The organism is Chryseobacterium sp. CCNWLW53, from assembly GCF_037083525.1.
GTDB lineage: Bacteria > Bacteroidota > Bacteroidia > Flavobacteriales > Weeksellaceae > Chryseobacterium > Chryseobacterium lathyri.
Genome location: NZ_JBAOJR010000002.1, coordinates 34,335 through 52,808, shown reverse-complemented (window position 1 = coordinate 52,808; position 18,474 = coordinate 34,335). Strand labels below are relative to the sequence as shown.

The window sequence follows — 18,474 nt, the reverse complement described above, 5'->3', positions numbered from 1 at the left end:
AAACCTCCATTGCTGAAGGTCTTCATATTATTTGTAAGCTTCGATTTTATCTGTCAGTGTATTGATAAAGTTTTGAAGCGGTTTTTCTACCATCATTTTTATAAAAGGATTAAATTTCCCTTCAAAAAGCATCTGAACTTCAGTTTGACTTTCATTGATAGAGTTTAAAGCCGCTGTTAAGGTAAAATCCAGACTTGAGCTTGCAGACTTTAAAACGGCTTTCTGCTCATTCACTTCATCTATTTTCAGAGCAATTTCAGGCATTCCCTGAAGACCGAATTTGAATCCATTATCTCTGGTTTCAAATTTCTGAAGACCGTCCGGCATAAAATCTTTATAGTTTTCAGGCGATTTCAATATTTCAGACAAGTCTTTAGATGATTTATTGACAATAATCTTTCGTCCTTCTAAATTCATTTTTTATTTTTGTATTTAAATTCTTAATTCTTACAAATATATGTATAAAGTTTTTGTGAACGAAAAAAAATTATTAGTGTCTAAGCATCCCGAGCCTCTTGAAAAAGAACTTAGGTACGAAAGTTTCACAACTTTAGAGATTGCATTGGATCTTTTGGAAAATACTTCTGTGAAAGAACTTAATGTTTTCGGTGAGAATATTGAAGAAATCTGGAGCGAATTCCAGAAGCTTTTCAGAATCATAGAAGCGGCAGGTGGCCTGGTCAGCAACCCTGATGGAAAGCTACTTTTTATTAAAAGGTTAGGTAAATGGGATCTACCCAAGGGTAAAATGGAAAAAGGTGAATCCCGAGAAGAGTCGGCGGTAAGAGAGATTGAAGAAGAAACCGGACTAAAAGATGTGGAACTGGTAAAATTCATCAATACAACTTACCACATCTATATTGAAAGAAACGGTGAAAAAATCCTTAAATGCACGCATTGGTTTGAAATGAACTTCAAGGGTGAAGACACCTCAAAACCTCAGATAGAAGAAGGAATTACAGAAGTTGCCTGGAAAAACACCACTCAGATCGAAAATGAAGTTTTCCCAAGCACTTTCCAAAATATTAAGCTGATCGTAAAAGAATTCTGGAATTCAAAGCTTAAATAAATCCGATAGACTTTTCAAGAGCAATTCCCCTTGAACCTTTTAACAGAATATTTTCAGCGTGGATTTTATTCTGTTTAAGGTATTCTATCAATTCTGCCGTATTTTCGAAAGACAGCGATGAAAAATTGACTGCTTGAAAATGCTTTCCTACCGTAATGATTTGGTCAAAAGCTAATTCCTGGGCAAGCTTTAAGATATTTCGATGTTCTTTTTCACTCTCCTCACCCAATTCAAGCATATCACCAATAATGATGGTCTTACTGCCTTCAAAAGTTACAAAATTATGCAGTGAGGCAGTCATAGAGCTTGGATTGGCATTGTAGGTATCCAGAACTAATGTTGTATTTTCTTTTTTCACAACCTGCGAACGCATATTGGTCGGAGTATAGTTTTCAACAGCATGTTTTATTCTTTCAAAGCTGATTCCAAAATAAAGACCAAGACTGGCTGCTGCACATAAATTGGTAAAATTATATTCTCCAGTCAGTTTAGAAACAGCTTTTATACCCTGATAGTCTAGCCCTACAAAGTGTTCTTCGGAAAACAACCCGAACTGGTAATCGGAAGTACTTTTCCCAAAGGTAATTTTTGGGGTATAGTTTTCTGTCTTTTCTGCCTGTATCGGATCATTTTCATTGACAACAATAGTCTGATTATGATTTTTCAAATAATCATACAGCTCAGATTTCCCTTTAATCACGCCTTCAAATCCACCGAAGCCTTCAAGATGGGCTTTTCCAAAGTTGGTAATATATCCAAAATCCGGCTGTGCAATGGTACATAAAAGCTCAATCTCTTTCTGGTGATTGGCTCCCATTTCTACCACTGCCATCTCATGCTCAGGCTTAATGGAAAGAATCGTTAACGGAACTCCAATGTGGTTATTTAAATTTCCGGAAGTATACTGTACATTGAACTTCTCAGAAAGCACCGCATGGATAATCTCCTTGGTCGTTGTTTTTCCATTACTTCCCGTAAGTCCGATAACAGGGATTTTAAGCTGATTTCTATGGTGAACTGCAAGCTGCTGCAGAAACTCCAGCGTAGAAGGAACATAGAAAATATTTCTATCCTTATTTTCAAATTCCTGTTTCTCCACAACCACTGCCAGAGCTCCGTCATCAGCAGCTTTTTCTGCCAGGGTTGCAGCATTGAAATTTTCACCGGAAAAGGCAAAGAAAATATCATTCTTGCTGACTTTTCTACTGTCGATCGTCACTTTATCTGACTGTAAAAATAAAGGATAAAACTGTTCTATATTCATAGTTCAAAAATAAAAAAACCTTCCGGAAATCCGGAAGGTTTTTTATAAGTATTTTTTGATAATATTATCTTCTAGTTCTGCCTTTATCGTTAGCTCTGGCATCCTGTGCAACACGGAAGCCAATCCATCCATAAGCCTTACCTTCGTTTTTATATCTTCTTTGTCCCGGATCCAACCAATATGCTGTATCCTGCCAAGAACCACCTTTTACCACTCTTACGTCATTAGACACTGCAGAGGTTCTGTCTCTGGTATCTTTCTGAAGTTTTACTCTTCCTCCTGCATCTACAACAAACCTTCTCTGAGGAGCATTGTACATATCAAATGAAGAAGCCGAATCTGAAGCTCTGTAATATTCTAAAGAAGACTGTCTGTCACCATCTCTGTAGTTTCTGTGATCAGCAACGGTTTCTCTTTCAAACTGTCCTGGAAGACCTCTGTATACTAATCTACCATCTGATAAGGTATCATACTTGATTGTACCTTCGTCGATCATTTTGTAAGTTCCGTCACCGTTTCTTACAATAGCCTGAGGCATATTTCCTCTATAGTAGTTGAAATCGTTGAAGTCTTCATCAATAATTGGTCTGTACACGTCAGCCGTCCATTCAGAAACGTTTCCATACATACCGTAGATTCCAAGATCATTAGAAGGATATTGTCTTACGTCTGCTGTTTGTGCAGCTCCGTCATTTTTCCATCCTGCAATACCGGAATAGTCACCTTTTCCCATTTTGAAGTTTTCAAGGAACATTCCTTTATCTCTTCCTTTGGTACCTCTTAATCTTTCGATTTCAGGCTTTTTACCAAGGTATTGATTGTATTCTCTGTTTTTAGCCATACCAAGAGCAGCATATTCCCATTCCACTTCTGTAGGAAGTCTGAATTTCTGAACCATTGAAGCATTTGGGGCTCTGTTTGCAGAAAGAAGTCTCTGGTTGGTTGTTTTCATACCAGATTTTTGCTGCATTCTTTTCTCGTTGATGTATCCCTGCATTTCCGGATCATTCGCTTTGAATTTATCCATATTGAATGCAGTTCCACCCTGGTTATTGGATTCGTTGATATACAAATCTTTAGCAATAACTCCGGCTTGCATTAAAGCTTTTTCATTCGCTCTGTCTGTAAGCCATTCACAGTATCTGTTCGCCTGAGTCCAGGAAACGCCTACTACCGGGTAGTAATCGAATTCCGGGGAACGAAGATACGTTTCATTATAATCGTTTCTAGCTAGTTTGTTGTCCCATAAGAGAGTATCTGGCAAAGCGCCGTTATAGATCTCCTTGAAGCTAGGGTCACTTGGTGGAAATACATACTTCAACCATGTAAGGTATTCGCGGTATTCGTAGTTAGTAATTTCTGTTTCTCCGATGAAGAATGAACTTACCTGCATTCTGCGCGGTGTGTTATTCCAATCATGCATAACATCATCTTTCACTAATCCCATTGTAAAAGTTCCACCTTCTACATATACCATTCCTGGCCACCCCTTCTGTTTTTGTTGCTTTCCTGCAAAAAACCAACCTTGTTTTTCGTTTGGTTTCCAACCCGTCTTGCTGACAAATTTTTTAGTACCGCCTCCTTTGCTGGTCCCGGATCCGCCACAGCTGGTTAATGCAAGTGTAGAACTTAATGCTATTAATGAAAACAACTTTAGTTTTTTCATAGTCGATATAAATATTTTCAAAGTACAAAGAAAAAATAAATTATTCAATAAATCAAGTAAACATTTGATTTTTTTGAAAAACGTTAACAAATTAATTTTATTGTATCACAATTTAATTCTAAAATTTTCATTTTATTTGTAATTCAGAAATTTCAATAATAAACATGAAACAAAAAATCACCTTTTTATTACTAATCTCTTTTGTGTCAACACTTTGGGCCCAGAGAAAAGCCATAGAATGGGAAGGCTCTAAAATCCAAGATTTTGGTGACACAAAATTAAATCTTCCAAATTTCAAAAATGAAGGTTTTTCGTTCAGCCAAAATAATGTTTTTATCATCACCAAACAAAAAATAGGAGAAAAGCAGCTGAAAGTTTCGGATCTGGCCTGGGAAAGTGTTTCCACTAAGGATTTATATGATCTTGACAAAGGCAGACTGCCGGATTATGACATTGCAGATGTTGCCTACTATACGCTGGAAGGAGAAAGATATGCAAGCATCAGTGTGTCCTTATTTAAGAATGTAAAGGGACGTATCCAGAGACTTTCTTCATTTAATATTTCTGAAACAGCAGCTCCCAACAATTTCACATCCGGAAATGCAAACAAAGTGGGAAGCACTGCAAATCCTCTTTCGAGTGGTGGCTTTTATAAGATTAAAGTAGACAAATCGGGAATATTTAAAATTACAACACAGTTTTTAAAAGATAACGGCATTAATCCGGCTTCTGTAAATCCGAAAAATTTCAGAATTTATGGAAACGGTGGTGTAATGCTTCCTGAATATAACCTGGACACCAAATACAGCGCACTTCAGGAAAATGCTATTCAGGTAGTGGGTGAAGAAGATGGTGTATGGAATGACGGGGATTATGCTCTGTTCTATGCTCAGGGGCCAAACGGATATAATCTTTATGACGCATCCAACGGAAATGGTTTTAAGAGAGTGGACAATAGAATGGACAGAAGCAATAATGTCAAAAATATATATGAAGATTTTTCTTACTATTTTATCAATTTTGACAAGGGTGCAGGCAAAAGAGTTCAACCAGTCGACGTTAATCTTCCGGCCGGTAATTTAATAACAAGGTATGACAATTACCAGGTGATTAACAATGACCAGAAGAATCTTTTAAAAGTAGGACGAATCTGGGTAGAAGAAGCACCATTTACCACGGATAAAGCAGTAACTTTTACAACCAATTCACCAATACAGGCTGGTGATGTCATAAGATACAGGACACAGGTGATAGGCTATAGGTCTCAGCAGAATACTGTTGAATTTAAAATCAACAACCAAAATCCTATCCCTCAGACGGTTCCTGCCAATACCAATAATTATGTATTTGATTTTTATCAGCTAAGATATGACGGAACGATATCCAACCTGAGCGGAAATCAGATTACTCTTAATTACGCTCCCAATATTTCTGTAAACCCTAACGGAGTTTTCCATTTTGATTATGCGGAAGTACAGTATAAAGAAAATCTTGCCTTCAACGGATCTCAGATGAATTTCAGGGATTTCTCACTTACCAGCGGAACCAATATCAATTACGGCTTTGGTATTTCCAATGCAGCAAACCTTGAGCAGGTATGGGATGTAACTGATATTACGAATGCCAACAGAAGAGTAAATAAAGCGGGTGCCGGCAGTTTTAACTTCGGCTATTTTACTTCTGACCCAAATTTCAATAATGAATTTGTGGCTTTCCGTGCTGATGCAGCCTATAACCCTCAGTTTGTAGAAAGAGTTGCTAATCAAAATCTTTCCGGGCTGCAGAATGTGGATTACCTGATCATCACGGTTCCTGAAATGATGGGCCAGGCACAGAGACTGGCCAGCTACCACCAGACTAAAAACAATTATACGGTAGAGATCGTAGATGCGGCTAAGATTTATAATGAATTCGGAAGCGGAAGCAGGGATCTTACTGCAATAAGAGATTTTGTAACAAAACTTAATAACAGCGCAAGACTTAAATATGTATTTATTTTGGGAGACGCTTCTTATGACTACAAAAACAGGATCTCCGGCAATTCCAATATCGTTTCCGGCTATCATGGTGAAAATTCAGCAGATTTTGTCGGTTCTTTTATAACCGATGACTATATCGTAATGACGCAGCCGCAGACGGCTTCTTCTATTGAAAATAACCTGCCTGATATCCCTGTAGGAAGAATTCCTGCAGCCAATGTAACTGAAGCAGGAAATATGATCAGTAAAACCCTTGCCTATTACAATGCTCTTCCCGGCCAGTCTTCTCCTTTCGGAGAATGGCGTATGAAGCTTGATTTTGTAGTAGATGATGATAAAGATGGCGGAAGTCCTTTCCATGAGGTAATGAATAATACGCTATCCAGTGTTTTTGAAGCTCCCGGCCAGCAGGATCTGAAAGAATATAATGTGAGAAAATTATATCTGGATGCTTTCCCGGCCCAAAGTACAGCGGCTGGACAAAGGTTTCCTCAGGTGACTCAGGCCATTTCAAATGATATCGGGAACAGTCTTTATTTGTTCTATTTCGGACATGGAGGAATCAACGGATGGGCACAGGAAAGAGTGCTGACGAGTACTGAAATTCAAAATTCCAATAACTTCTCCAATGTATACAGCAGATTTCCGTTTGTATCTACCATTACCTGTGAATTTACATTATGGGATGAACCGGCTACTTCTTCTGCAGGGGAGCAGTTCATTAAGCTTAAGCAAGGAGGTGCTGCTGCCATGATCACATCAAGCCGTGCCATTGGGGTAGATTACGGACGTAACTTCACAGATCTTTATACGAAGAATATTTTCAAACTGACCAGCGACGATTTTGAAACTTTAGGATATGCCCATTTAAATGCTAAAAAACAAAAAGGAGCCAATATCGACCATCTGAAAGTAAATTTACTTGGGGATCCTGCAATGAAACTGAGCAGACCTCAAAGACAACTTGTTATCGACAATATTGAATCTCCGGTTCCGGGATTGATCAGAGGTCTCGATTTTATTAAAGTAAAAGGCCATATCAACAATCCTAACGGAACGGTTAATACAACCTTCAACGGAAGGGTTTCTATCAATATTTTTGATAAAAGATTAAACAAAAAAACCTTGAATAATGACGGAGCATTAGCGCCTGTCATGGATTACACAGAAGAAGGAAGTGCTATTGTTAAAGCTTCAGGCACCGCAGTAAACGGAGTATTCACTGTAGAATTCTATGTACCGAAGGATATCAACTATGCTGTGGGACAAGGAAGAATATTGGGCTACGCAGACAATAAAGTAACGGACGTATTCAATAACCAGGCAGTACAGGTGGGAGATATAAACCCTAACGGAATCAATGATAACGAACCTCCAAAAGTAAAATTGTACATGAATAATACAAATTTTGCTGACGGCGGAATCACGAACCAGAATCCAATGCTTTTGGCCTGTGTTACGGATGACACGGGAATCAACTCTACAGGATCCGGTGTGGGCCATGATATTACCGTTTATCTTGACGGGCAGATCATCAACACGGTTGTTCTGAATGATTTCTTTGCATCAGGCGAAGGAAACGGATGTCTGAGCCCGAGTCTTGCTGATTACCAGAAAGGAAATGTAACCTACCCTTTCAGGAATTTAGCAATAGGACAACACCAGTTAACATTTAAAGTTTGGGACATAAACAATAATTCTACAACGTCTACGTTAAACTTTGAAGTTAAGGATGAAACCGATCAGCATTTGATCATTAACAGACCGCTGAACTGGCCGAATCCGTTTACCAATAAAACGTACATCCAGTTTGAACATAACTGCGATGATATTTTAGATGTAAATGTTCAAATCTATACAATAACAGGAAAATTAGTGAGAACATTATCTCAGCCTGTGGTTGCAGAACCGTTCCTACAGGGCTTTAGAACGCCTCGTCAGGCAATAGAATGGGATGGAAGAGACGATTTTGGGTCAACTGTTGCAAAAGGTACGTATATTTTTAAGATATTTGCAAAAAGTCAAAATCAAGAAAAATGCAAAGGAAGTGCTACAGCTGTAGAAAAAATGGTACTTTTGAAATAAATTAAATAATACATAGACAATAATTGTTATAAAAAACTGATAATATATAAAAGACAACATATGAATTTAACTACTAAACTGCTTTTGGGATTTGGTTTAAGTGCTGGTTTTTTAGGCTATTCGCAAGATTTAAGTAAAATAAATCCAGTATTAACCGGAGCTCCTTTTCTAAGAATTGCACCAGATGCAAGAGCTGGAGGTATGGGAGACCAAGGGGTGGTAACTTCACCGGATGCATTTTCACAATTCTGGAATGCGGCAAAATATCCTTTTAGCAGAACAAGTTCTTCCATAGGTCTTAACTATACGCCTTATATGGGGAAACTTACCAATGATGTATTTTTACTATATGGTGCATTCCATAAATTTTTAGGCCAGGAAGAAAGATCCACTATTTCTGCAAGTATCTATTATTTCAACATGGGTGAGGTAGACCTTACTCAGCTGGTAGGTTCAGAAGTCACTTCTATGGGGACGTCAAAGCCTAATGAATTTTCCATTGACGTTGCTTACGGTCTGAAACTTTCTGATTCTTACTCAATGGCCGTTACCGGAAGATTCATCCGTTCGGATTTAGCCGGAGGTTTCAACACAGATACTACCCTTAAAGCTGCTAACTCTTTTGCAGTTGACGTTTCAGGATACTATACCTCTCCAAGATTTTCAAGTTTCGGAGGTTATGATGGTAAAGTGAATGCAGGTTTTGCTATTCAGAACCTAGGTCCGAAATTAGACTATACAGGAAATGAAGAATCAAGATCTTATTTGCCTACGATGGCAAGATTAGGGCTTGGATATGATATGTATTTGGATGACATGAACAAGATCGGCATTAGTGTAGAAGGCTCTAAGATTTTGGTTCCGGGATCAGAATATGTAGGAATAGATCCTAACACAAGACAGCCAAGATATGAAGTCCCTAACGTAGGAGTAATGGCAGGGATCGGAAAGTCGTTCAAAAATAAAAACTCTATCATGATGAGTGGTGCTCTAGAATATTCTTATGACAATGCATTTGCCGTAAGAACAGGTTACTTCCACGAAAGTGAAGAGCAGGGAGCAAGACAGTTCGCTACAGCAGGTATCGGATTGAAATACCGTTCTTTCGGGCTTGATATTTCTTATCTGATCAATATGTCAAAAATCAATACTGCTTTAGATAATACCCTTCGTTTCGGTCTTACCTGGAACATCGGTGATGAAACATCTAATGTAGATTATTAAGATATTTAATACCCAAATACAAAAAGCCTCATAAAAATGAGGCTTTTTGTATGCACCGAATCGACGAACAGGTCAATGGTGAATTTTGCTTCGCAAGTGAATAGTGAATTGAGGGATAAAGAAAATTCAATGCAAAGCAAATTGACAGCGCAGCTTATTCATCATTCACACTCCTTTGGCAAATAGTACAATCCCAGCACTAAATTTGTGTTAGACTCAACCACAATCTATTACCAATTGAAAAATTATTAAAGAAATATAATATATAAGTTTGCAAAAGTCTCATTTTTATAAGGCATTTCTTGTTTTCAATAATTAATTTTGTAGTATGAACTATTCAGCAGAACTCAAAAAATTTGTTACCAGCCAATATGTATATTCTGCGATCAGAATTACGCTGGCAACCGTTCTGCCTTGTTTAGTCCTCGCCCACTTCGGAATCCTGAAAGAATACTTTTTATTTCCTCTCGGAACCAGCTTTGTAGCACTTTGTGATCAGCCCGGACCTTTTATCAGAAGGAGAAATGCGTTGACCTTTGCTATTTTTTGTTTTGTGTTCGTTGCATTTATTGCCAGCATGGTCATGAATTTTAAAGTCCTGGTCATCCTGGAGATTATTGTGTTCGGAATGTTTTTTTCCCTTATCGGGGTTTACGGACAGAGACTTGCCGCTGTGGGTTCGCTATCTCTTGTTGTGCTGGCGATATTTATTGACGGGCATCTTACAGGAGGTAATATTTTTAAAAGCCTGCTGATCTTTGCATCCGGCTGTATCTGGTTTTTACTGATTTTCCTTGTGGTTACCACCATCCAGCCTTATAAACTGGCAGGACAGATGATCGGGGAAAATTATCTGCAGCTCGCAGAATTTTTAAAAATCAAAGCTAATTATTACCAGAAAAATCCTGATTTTGATAAACTGACCACTCAGGTTATTGCCAAGCAGGTCGGGATCAAAAACCTTCAGGAAGAAACCAGGGAAACCGTTTTCAAGACGAGAACCATCGTTAATGAATCAACAACAACCAGTCGTCTGCTGATGTTGATGTTCTTGAATTCCATGGACCTTCATGAAAAGCTGATGACCTCTGAAAGTGATTATCAGAAATTGCAGCAGAGCTTTGAAGACAGTATGATCCTGGTCAATATCCATGATTACCTCAACCTGCTCGCCGAAGAAATTACCAATATTGGAATCTCGCTTCAGATCGGAACAAGGGCAAAATCCATTTTTGATCTGGAACATGAACTGAAAAACCTTAACGTTCATTATTTTGATTTACGCAATAAGCAGCTGACTCCGGATAATCTGGAAAATTTCATGATCCTCCGTCAGATTCTGATGCGCATCAATGAGATTACAAAAGAGATCAATGAAATTTATAAAGTATTTTCCCAAGATGTGAAACTGGCCAAAAGCCTTTCTACAGGGTTAGATTTAAAAAAATTCATGCCTAATGAAGAAAAACTCAATTTCAAAGTTTTAAGGAATAATATTTCACTTTCCTCCTCTCATTTCAGACATGCAATAAGAATTACAACTGCTCTGCTTGTGGGCTATCTTTTTTCTATGTTCGATTTTCTGGGCCTGGGCCATACCTATTGGATCCTGATCACGATTACAGCAATATTAAAACCCGCCTATTCCATTACGAAAAAAAGAAATCTACTCCGTTTATACGGAACCATTGCAGGCGCAGTTATTGCCTATACGATTCTACATTTTATACACTTCAATGGTCTTTTATTTACCATTCTGCTTTTGAGCATGATTATGTGTTTCAGCTTTCTGAAAGGCCGCTATTTCTGGGCGGTGTTGTTTATGACGATCTATGTATTTCTGAGCTTTAACTTTTTAAATCCCGGAAATGTAAATGTGATCTTTAAGGACAGAATTCTGGATACCATTATAGCCGGAGTTATTGCTTTTGCCGTATCCTATATTGTTCTGCCTGTATGGGAGCATACTCAGAATCTTGATTTGATGAAAAAATCTGCGGCAGACAACCTGATCTATTTTGAAAGTGTCATTTCCAAGTTCTTACAGGGAAATTTTGACATTGAAGATTATAAAGTAAAGCGGAAAAATGCCATTATTTCGCTGGCCAACCTTTCCGACAACTTCCAGAGAATGATCTCTGAACCGAAGAACCAACAGAAAAAACTGGAAGTGGTACACCAGTTTGTCGCAACTTCACACCTAATCACAGCCTATACCGCTTCCCTTTCCCAATACTCTAAAAACAATGAAAAGTATCCTGAAATAGATGCCGAAAGCTGGAGCAGAAAGATTGAAGCCGAAATGCAGCAAACGTCCGTTTTACTACATGGAAACGAGATCAATGAAGCTTTAAAAATGGAAAGCCGTCTGGAACCGGAAGATTCTTCCATTGAAGATCTGATTTCGAAAAGAAAAACGGAGATAGAGGAAAATGATCTGGTTGACAGAAGAGATCCTGATAAAATTTCACATTTAACAGAACTTAAAAACATCCATGATATTCTGGAACTGATCTACGACGTAGCCAAAGAACAGAGAAAAGTAATTGAAAAATACAGAAGCGAAGCTGATTCTATTCCTCCACAATCGTAAAGCAGTAGTCATCAAAAAATTCCACTCTCGCCTTGAATTCGTCTGAAAACTGTTCATCATAAACCCTGCAGCTTATTTTATAAAGATGCTTGAGCTCAAACGGCTTTACTTCGTAATTCTTCTTAAGAGACCAGTATTTGGAATGATGGATCTTGTACATGCTTTCCTTTACACTCCATATAATAGTATAGAAAGCGGGGGCATTATCTTCAGGAATAAATCCTCTTTCATTCTCGTAAGTGAATTTATCAATAACCCTTAAAATTTTTGGATTGAATTTTTCAATATCAATACCTATTTTATTTTTAGAAACTGCTATAGCTGCGAAAGGAAATGAATGAGTGATAGAAATTTCCGCATCTTTAGGAGAAAGGAAGGGTTCTCTTTCTTTATATAGTATTTTGGAATTGGGTTTTAAACCTTTCAAAAGTTTACGGACCATGAGCACCTCCAGAAGCTTTTTCGGATGGTAGTCTTTTACCTTTTCAGCATTTTCCGGTTCCAGAAGCTCATTGATGTCAAGTTTTTCGCTTTCATCATATTTCCATACAAGAATCGTGGCATTGTCATCTGAAAAATCTCGGTAAAGGGGCATCGTTTTTTTATTCGATAAAAGTAGTGAAAAGATGTGGAAGATAAAAGAGGATGGGAGTAAGGAAGCACGAAGATGGAAGTTACTATTCGTTTGTCCATTAACTTTAAAGTTTTGATTACAAAGAATCTATTAAAAAAGAATTCTTCTTTACTTAATCATTATAAACTTCCATCTCCCCTCTCCCATTCTTATCTATTTATTTCGGCTGATGGTTCACATCATTTCTATGCTCAAGAATTTCAAGATTCTCATCTACAAAATAAGCGCTTCCAAATCCGTTCACATAAGAACCCTTTACAGGCTGCAGAGCAATAAGAATAAAATCTCCCATTTCTGAAATAACTTCAACCACTTTTCCGTGATTTTCTTTAAGTTTAGTAATAACAGTGTTCCAGGTTTCAGAATCTCTTTCTATCTGGGAAGCTGATGCCTCGACGGTGAGACGTTCACGGGCATAGATCTGCTTGGTTGCAGATTCGTCTTCAATAAACATCACTGAAGTTTTTCTTCCGTCCGCAAGATTTTTAGTGTGTCTTGCCATAAAAGATACCAGAACATATAACGTGTTTCCTACCTGTACAAAGGGTGCATAGCTGGAATTAGGAGTTCCTTCCGCATCTACCGTGGCCAAAATCACACTTTTGGTACGTTCTATCAGTTCCTTTACTTTTGGAGCAACCGGCTTTGCTTTTCTGTTAGCCTCTCCCTGGATATTCGTATGGTTCATAGTATAAAATTTATCTGAACAAAAATAGCTATTTATATTAAGACTAAATAATATTAAATCATGTATAATCTCATAAACTCTAACCCTGTCTCTCGTTTTTTTATCTTAATTATTAATTGTAATTTTGCAGTTCGTTATCAATTGAATTTAAACTTATTCATTACATATGAGTACTACAACACAATACGTTCCTTACAAAGTGAAGGACATATCCCTAGCAGAATGGGGAAGAAAAGAAATTACCCTTGCCGAAGCAGAAATGCCAGGTTTGATGTCTATCCGTGAAGAATACGGACCATCTCAACCCTTAAAAGGCGCAAGAATTGCCGGATGTCTTCACATGACGATCCAGACAGCTGTTCTTATCGAGACATTGGTGGCTTTAGGAGCTGAAGTTACCTGGTCTTCTTGTAATATTTTCTCTACACAGGATCACGCTGCTGCTGCTATTGCTGCTGCAGGAATTCCGGTTTATGCCTGGAAAGGTCTGAACGAAGAGGAATTTGACTGGTGTATTGAGCAGACTTTATTCTTTGGTGAAGACAGAAAACCATTGAATATGATTTTGGATGATGGTGGAGATTTAACGAACATGGTTTTCGATAGATACCCTGAATTCACAAAAGATATCAAAGGACTTTCTGAAGAAACCACTACAGGTGTACACAGACTTTATGAAAGAATGAAGAATGGAACTTTAGTAATGCCTGCTATCAACGTAAACGATTCGGTAACTAAATCTAAATTCGACAACAAATACGGATGTAAAGAATCTGCAGTAGATGCTGTAAGAAGAGCTACAGATGTTATGCTTGCCGGAAAAAGAGTGGTAGTTTGCGGATACGGAGACGTAGGTAAAGGTACTGCTGCCTCTTTCAGAGGAGCTGGTTCTATCGTTACCGTTACTGAAATCGATCCAATCTGTGCACTTCAGGCTGCCATGGACGGTTATGAAGTAAAAAGACTGGATACAGTTGTAGACAATGCAGATATCATCATCACTACTACAGGTAACTTCAATATTGTAAGAGGAGAACATTTCCTTAAAATGAAAGATAAAGCGATCGTTTGTAACATCGGTCACTTCGACAATGAAATCGATATGGCCTGGTTAAACAAAAACTACGGTCAGACAAAATCTGAAGTTAAACCTCAGGTAGACATCTACACCTTAGAAGGTGGGAAAGAAGTAATCATTCTTGCTGAAGGTAGGTTGGTAAACCTTGGTTGTGCAACAGGGCACCCAAGTTTTGTAATGTCTAACTCTTTCTCTAACCAGACTTTGGCTCAGATCGAATTGTGGAACAATTCTGCTGCTTACAAAAACGAAGTGTATATGCTTCCTAAGCATTTAGATGAAAAAGTAGCTGCTTTACACCTTAAAAAATTAAGCGTTGAACTGGAAACTCTTTCTCCGGAACAAGCTGAATATATCGGTGTAGATGTGAAAGGTCCATTCAAGCCTGAGTACTACAGATACTAAGATTTATTTTAATCTATATACAATCCCATTATTCAATATAGTGGGATTTTTTTATTGCTCTATTTTCAAACCTAACAAGTATTCCTTATTTTTGAAAAATAAAAAAAGAGAATGAAAAAATATTTATTTCTGGGGTTAATGGGCTCAGCGACAATTTTTACAAGCTGCAGCAGCGATGATAACGAAATTACAAATGATCCTTCAGAAAAAAAATTGTTATTAAGTAAAGTCACTACCATTTACTACGACAATCCTTCCAATCCTGAAACCACTGTATCTACATTCGAATACAACAGCCAGGGAGAGCTCATAAAAATGCTGTCCGGAGGGAGATCTTCCGTTTTCGAATATAGCAACGGAAAACCGACAAAGGTAAATTACTACACAGCCACTCAGACTTTAGAGTATTATGCTGTATTTAATTATAATGGTGATCAATTAGTTGATATCAAAGCGATCTATACGAACCCGGATTTCAACAGAAAAAGCACTTATACATATAATTCAAACGGTAAACTCGTATCTTCCACCCTTTGCCAGTCAGAAGACTGCTCCAATCCCAGTACTTCCACATATGCTTATAACGGAGACAACATTTCCGTGGAAACTTCCACCATCGGAGGAACAATAAGCTTTGCTTATAAAAGAGAGTTCTCGTATGATGATAAATTAAGTCCGTTCACCAATACAAACAAGTACATGAGAATTATGATGGAAAGAGCCTATTCTTTAAGCAAAAACAATTATACAGCAGAAAAAATAAGCTACAAAAACAGTGACGGAAGCTGGACCCAAAATCAGAATATTACCTATACCATACAGTACAACAACGCTCAACTGCCCATTCAGGTGGTTGGAAAAGAAGCCAATGGAAACAATTACGTGCAATACAATTACGAATATATTACACAGTAACGGTTACAGAAAACTTTCCATTAGGAGAGTTTTTCTTTTTTGAAGCTATTCCCGCTATCCGCTTCTACTCCTCGCGCCAGACTTAAGCCTCACTGCTGTGGGGTAACCGCTTCTATCGGGGCTAATGGAATCCTAATTACTGCCGTATCCGTATTTTACCCATATTTTGGGTACAACGACTGTTAAGTTTAGAAAAAATGAATATATTTAGCCCCTAAAACAAAAACATTTAATTAATGAAAAAACAAAGAGTATCAAATGCGTTCGTAGCCGCATCTTGGGTAGCATTGGGAGCAGGAATGATAGGCTTCATCGTAGGTCTTGCCAGAGCAGAAATGCTGCTGAATGAAAAAGGATATTATTTTACCATACTTCTTTATGGGCTATTTGCCGTAGTTTCTTTGCAGAAAGCCGTCCGTGACCGTTTGGAAAATATCCCGGTAACGGATATCTATTATGGGATCTGCTGGTTTGCCACCCTTTCTTCCATCGTGCTGTTGGCAGTTGGGCTTTGGAATGCCACCATACTTCCAAGTGAAAAAGGATTTTATGCATTTGCATTTCTCCTCGCCCTTTTCGGAGCCATCTCCGTCCAGAAAAATACACGGGACAATATGATCCAGGAATAATAAAAAAACGCTTCAAATATTGAAGCGTTTTTTTATTAAAAGCAATATAATGAGAATACAGGAATAGATTTTCCACCATTTGCAGAATTTTATTAATTTACATATATTTATTTCCAAAAAACTAATATATGATTAATAAAATTCTATTATTTATTTCAATAATATTATTATTTCAACCTATCAAGGCCCAGGATGAATTTATTACAATCTGGAAACCCAACCTCCAACCACTGAACTCCGTCACTATAGATGCTCCTGTGCAGGCAGGGGTTAATGAAATATGGTTTCCCGGAATTGGTGAAAACTACACCATTACTTGGGAAGAAGTAAACTACCCCCAGCATAATGGTACAATGGTGAATGTCAATTCGAACAAACAGGTACTGATTCAGTTCGGAGCTCCTCTGAACCCCATTCCTGCCAATGCCACTTATAAAGTAAAAGCAAGCAACGGAAACGGTCTTTTCAAACAGATTCAATTCAGCAGCAACATAGGCAACTCATGGACTAATTACGGAAATATTGATAAGATTATGGAAATAGTTCAATGGGGAAATATCCAATGGACATCTATGAAGAGGGCATTTGCAAACTGCCCTTCTCTCCAGCTGACTGCATACGACGCACCTGATCTTTCCCTGGTTACTGATGCATCCTATATGTTTTACAATATCAGACAGTTTGCGGGAAACCCATCAATGGACACCTGGAATACATCGTCCATAATAAATTTTGAATATATGTTCGCCTGTCCTCCTTTTTTATCACAGGATAATTTTGATACACCTATAGGTTCTTGGGATACTTCATCTGCCGGGAATTTCAGTTACATGTTTTACAATAACAAAAAATTTAATCAGAATCTGAATAACTGGAATACATCAAATGTTACAAATATGCAGTATATGTTCGCTGAAACACTTAATTTTAATCAGCCCTTGAACAACTGGAACACTTCGAATGTGACCAATATGACCTTCCTTTTCCATTTCAACCCCAATTTTAATCAGCCGCTCAACAATTGGAATATCTCCAACGCCACTGATATTTCCCATATGTTTCATGGCTGTACCGCATTCAACCAACCTCTTGATTCATGGAATACCAGCAAAGTGACTACTATCAGTACGATGTTTACAGGAGCGGTACATTTTAATCAAAGTCTGGAAAACTGGAATCTTCCATTTCTTACCGATGCGCACACGGCTTTTTATAATTCGGGGATTAACTGTACAAATTACAGCAAAACCCTCTCCGGATGGGCCATGAATATCAATACAGCAAATAATATTAATCTGGGCCCGCTGCAGCCCCTTTCCTATTCTTCGGATATTATTGATAAAAGAAACATCCTGATTGCCAAAGGCTGGATTTTCACTTATGATCTGCCTGGAGATTGCCGTGTATTATCTGTTTCAGACTCACATTTGGAAGAAAGCGGATCTATCTATCCCAACCCCGTGCATCATAGCATTTTTATCAGGAATATGCCGGAAATCATTTCTTATATAATTCTGGATACATCAGGCAGAATATTAATGAAAGACCATATAAAAGGAGATAGCATCAATGTAGAATCTTTACTACCGGGAAATTATATGCTGCAGCTTATTTCAAAAGAAAAAATCCGGTCTTTTAAATTTATCAGGAAATAAAACAAAAATCGCCTTATCTTCTGATAGGGCGATTTTGTCTTGGTGTATGTGCTATTAAAGATCAAAATGATTCGGGTGAATGGCTTTGATATCATCCACCGTTCCCAATACTTTGTCTTTTAAAGAATCCTGATATTTCTGAAGGTTTTCAGCAATCGCTTCATCCGCACTTCCTAAGATTTTCACTGCTAATATTCCTGCATTCAAAGCTCCGTTTAAAGCTACCGTTGCTACAGGAATTCCACCCGGCATCTGAAGAATAGACAGTACAGAATCCCAACCGTCAATAGAATTGCTGGACAGGATTGGAACCCCAATCACAGGTAAGGTGGTACAACTGGCTACCATTCCCGGAAGATGTGCTGCCCCGCCGGCTCCTGCAATGATCACTTTAAGGCCTCTTTCCTTTGCCGTTTTTGCATAATCAAACATTCTTTCCGGTGTTCTGTGCGCCGAAACTACCGTCAGTTCGTATGGAATATCGAGGCTTTTCAAAAAATTTGCAGCCTGTTCCATGATCGGCAGATCGCTCTGGCTGCCCATTATAATTCCTACCATCTCAATTTTTATTAGATCGTCAAAGATAAAAA

Annotated in this window: 14 protein-coding genes; 8 read left to right on the top strand and 6 right to left on the bottom strand. The window is 38.0% G+C overall.

Annotated features, from left to right (window positions below):
• Positions 1–27 precede the first annotated feature (27 nt).
• Positions 28–417: an SRPBCC family protein gene (locus V6R96_RS05285; RefSeq protein WP_111960645.1), complete on the bottom strand. Its 390-nt coding sequence runs from the start codon at positions 415–417 to the stop codon at positions 28–30.
• 40 nt (positions 418–457) lie between these two features.
• Here V6R96_RS05285 and V6R96_RS05280 point away from each other — a divergent pair, with 40 nt between their 5' ends.
• Complete coding sequence (locus V6R96_RS05280; protein WP_111960647.1) at positions 458–1,069, top strand: NUDIX hydrolase; 612 nt, start codon at positions 458–460, stop codon at positions 1,067–1,069.
• Here the strand turns inward: V6R96_RS05280 and murF are convergent.
• On the bottom strand, positions 1,062–2,333 hold the full coding sequence (gene murF, locus V6R96_RS05275) for a UDP-N-acetylmuramoyl-tripeptide--D-alanyl-D-alanine ligase (protein WP_336378211.1): 1,272 nt from the start codon (positions 2,331–2,333) through the stop codon (positions 1,062–1,064). The two genes, V6R96_RS05280 and murF, sit on opposite strands and share 8 nt — an antisense overlap.
• Before the next feature lie 64 nt (positions 2,334–2,397).
• Entirely contained in the window at positions 2,398–3,999 is a 1,602-nt protein-coding gene (gene gldJ, locus V6R96_RS05270) for a gliding motility lipoprotein GldJ (RefSeq protein ID WP_111960651.1), read from the bottom strand.
• A 164-nt stretch (positions 4,000–4,163) separates the two neighbouring features.
• On the opposite strand from gldJ, the gene porU reads away from it, so the two are divergent.
• The 3 genes from porU to V6R96_RS05255 all read left to right on the top strand — a co-directional run bounded on the left by porU (position 4,164) and on the right by V6R96_RS05255 (position 11,880).
• Positions 4,164–8,063 (top strand): type IX secretion system sortase PorU, encoded by a 3,900-nt coding sequence (porU, locus tag V6R96_RS05265; RefSeq protein ID WP_111960653.1) that lies wholly within the window; start codon positions 4,164–4,166, stop codon positions 8,061–8,063.
• 60 nt (positions 8,064–8,123) lie between these two features.
• Positions 8,124–9,287 carry a type IX secretion system outer membrane channel protein PorV gene (porV, locus tag V6R96_RS05260; protein ID WP_111960656.1) on the top strand — a complete coding sequence of 388 codons (1,164 nt, stop codon included), beginning with the start codon at positions 8,124–8,126 and terminating at the stop codon, positions 9,285–9,287.
• Between the two features lie 328 nt (positions 9,288–9,615).
• Positions 9,616–11,880 (top strand): FUSC family membrane protein, encoded by a 2,265-nt coding sequence (locus tag V6R96_RS05255; protein ID WP_336378210.1) that lies wholly within the window; start codon positions 9,616–9,618, stop codon positions 11,878–11,880.
• On the opposite strand, the gene V6R96_RS05250 is transcribed toward V6R96_RS05255, so the two are convergent.
• Entirely contained in the window at positions 11,861–12,475 is a 615-nt protein-coding gene (locus V6R96_RS05250) for a 4'-phosphopantetheinyl transferase family protein (RefSeq protein ID WP_111960660.1), read from the bottom strand. The two genes, V6R96_RS05255 and V6R96_RS05250, sit on opposite strands and share 20 nt — an antisense overlap.
• A gap of 196 nt (positions 12,476–12,671) precedes the next feature.
• Positions 12,672–13,202 (bottom strand): pyridoxamine 5'-phosphate oxidase family protein, encoded by a 531-nt coding sequence (locus V6R96_RS05245; protein WP_336378209.1) that lies wholly within the window; start codon positions 13,200–13,202, stop codon positions 12,672–12,674.
• A 166-nt stretch (positions 13,203–13,368) separates the two neighbouring features.
• Between V6R96_RS05245 and ahcY the strand changes: the two genes are divergently transcribed.
• The 4 genes from ahcY to V6R96_RS05225 all read left to right on the top strand — a co-directional run bounded on the left by ahcY (position 13,369) and on the right by V6R96_RS05225 (position 17,884).
• The gene (ahcY, locus tag V6R96_RS05240; protein ID WP_111960665.1) at positions 13,369–14,685 is read left to right on the top strand and encodes an adenosylhomocysteinase; all 1,317 of its coding nucleotides are present in this window, start codon (positions 13,369–13,371) and stop codon (positions 14,683–14,685) included.
• Between the two features lie 111 nt (positions 14,686–14,796).
• Complete coding sequence (locus tag V6R96_RS05235) at positions 14,797–15,600, top strand: hypothetical protein (protein ID WP_336378208.1); 804 nt, start codon at positions 14,797–14,799, stop codon at positions 15,598–15,600.
• Positions 15,601–15,836: 236 nt separating this feature from the next.
• Entirely contained in the window at positions 15,837–16,229 is a 393-nt protein-coding gene (yiaA, locus tag V6R96_RS05230) for an inner membrane protein YiaA (protein WP_111960669.1), read from the top strand.
• Between the two features lie 128 nt (positions 16,230–16,357).
• Complete coding sequence (locus V6R96_RS05225) at positions 16,358–17,884, top strand: BspA family leucine-rich repeat surface protein (protein WP_336378207.1); 1,527 nt, start codon at positions 16,358–16,360, stop codon at positions 17,882–17,884.
• Positions 17,885–17,938: 54 nt separating this feature from the next.
• Here the strand turns inward: V6R96_RS05225 and purE are convergent, their stop codons facing one another.
• On the bottom strand, positions 17,939–18,442 hold the full coding sequence (gene purE / locus V6R96_RS05220) for a 5-(carboxyamino)imidazole ribonucleotide mutase (protein WP_336378206.1): 504 nt from the start codon (positions 18,440–18,442) through the stop codon (positions 17,939–17,941).
• Positions 18,443–18,474: the final 32 nt, after the last annotated feature.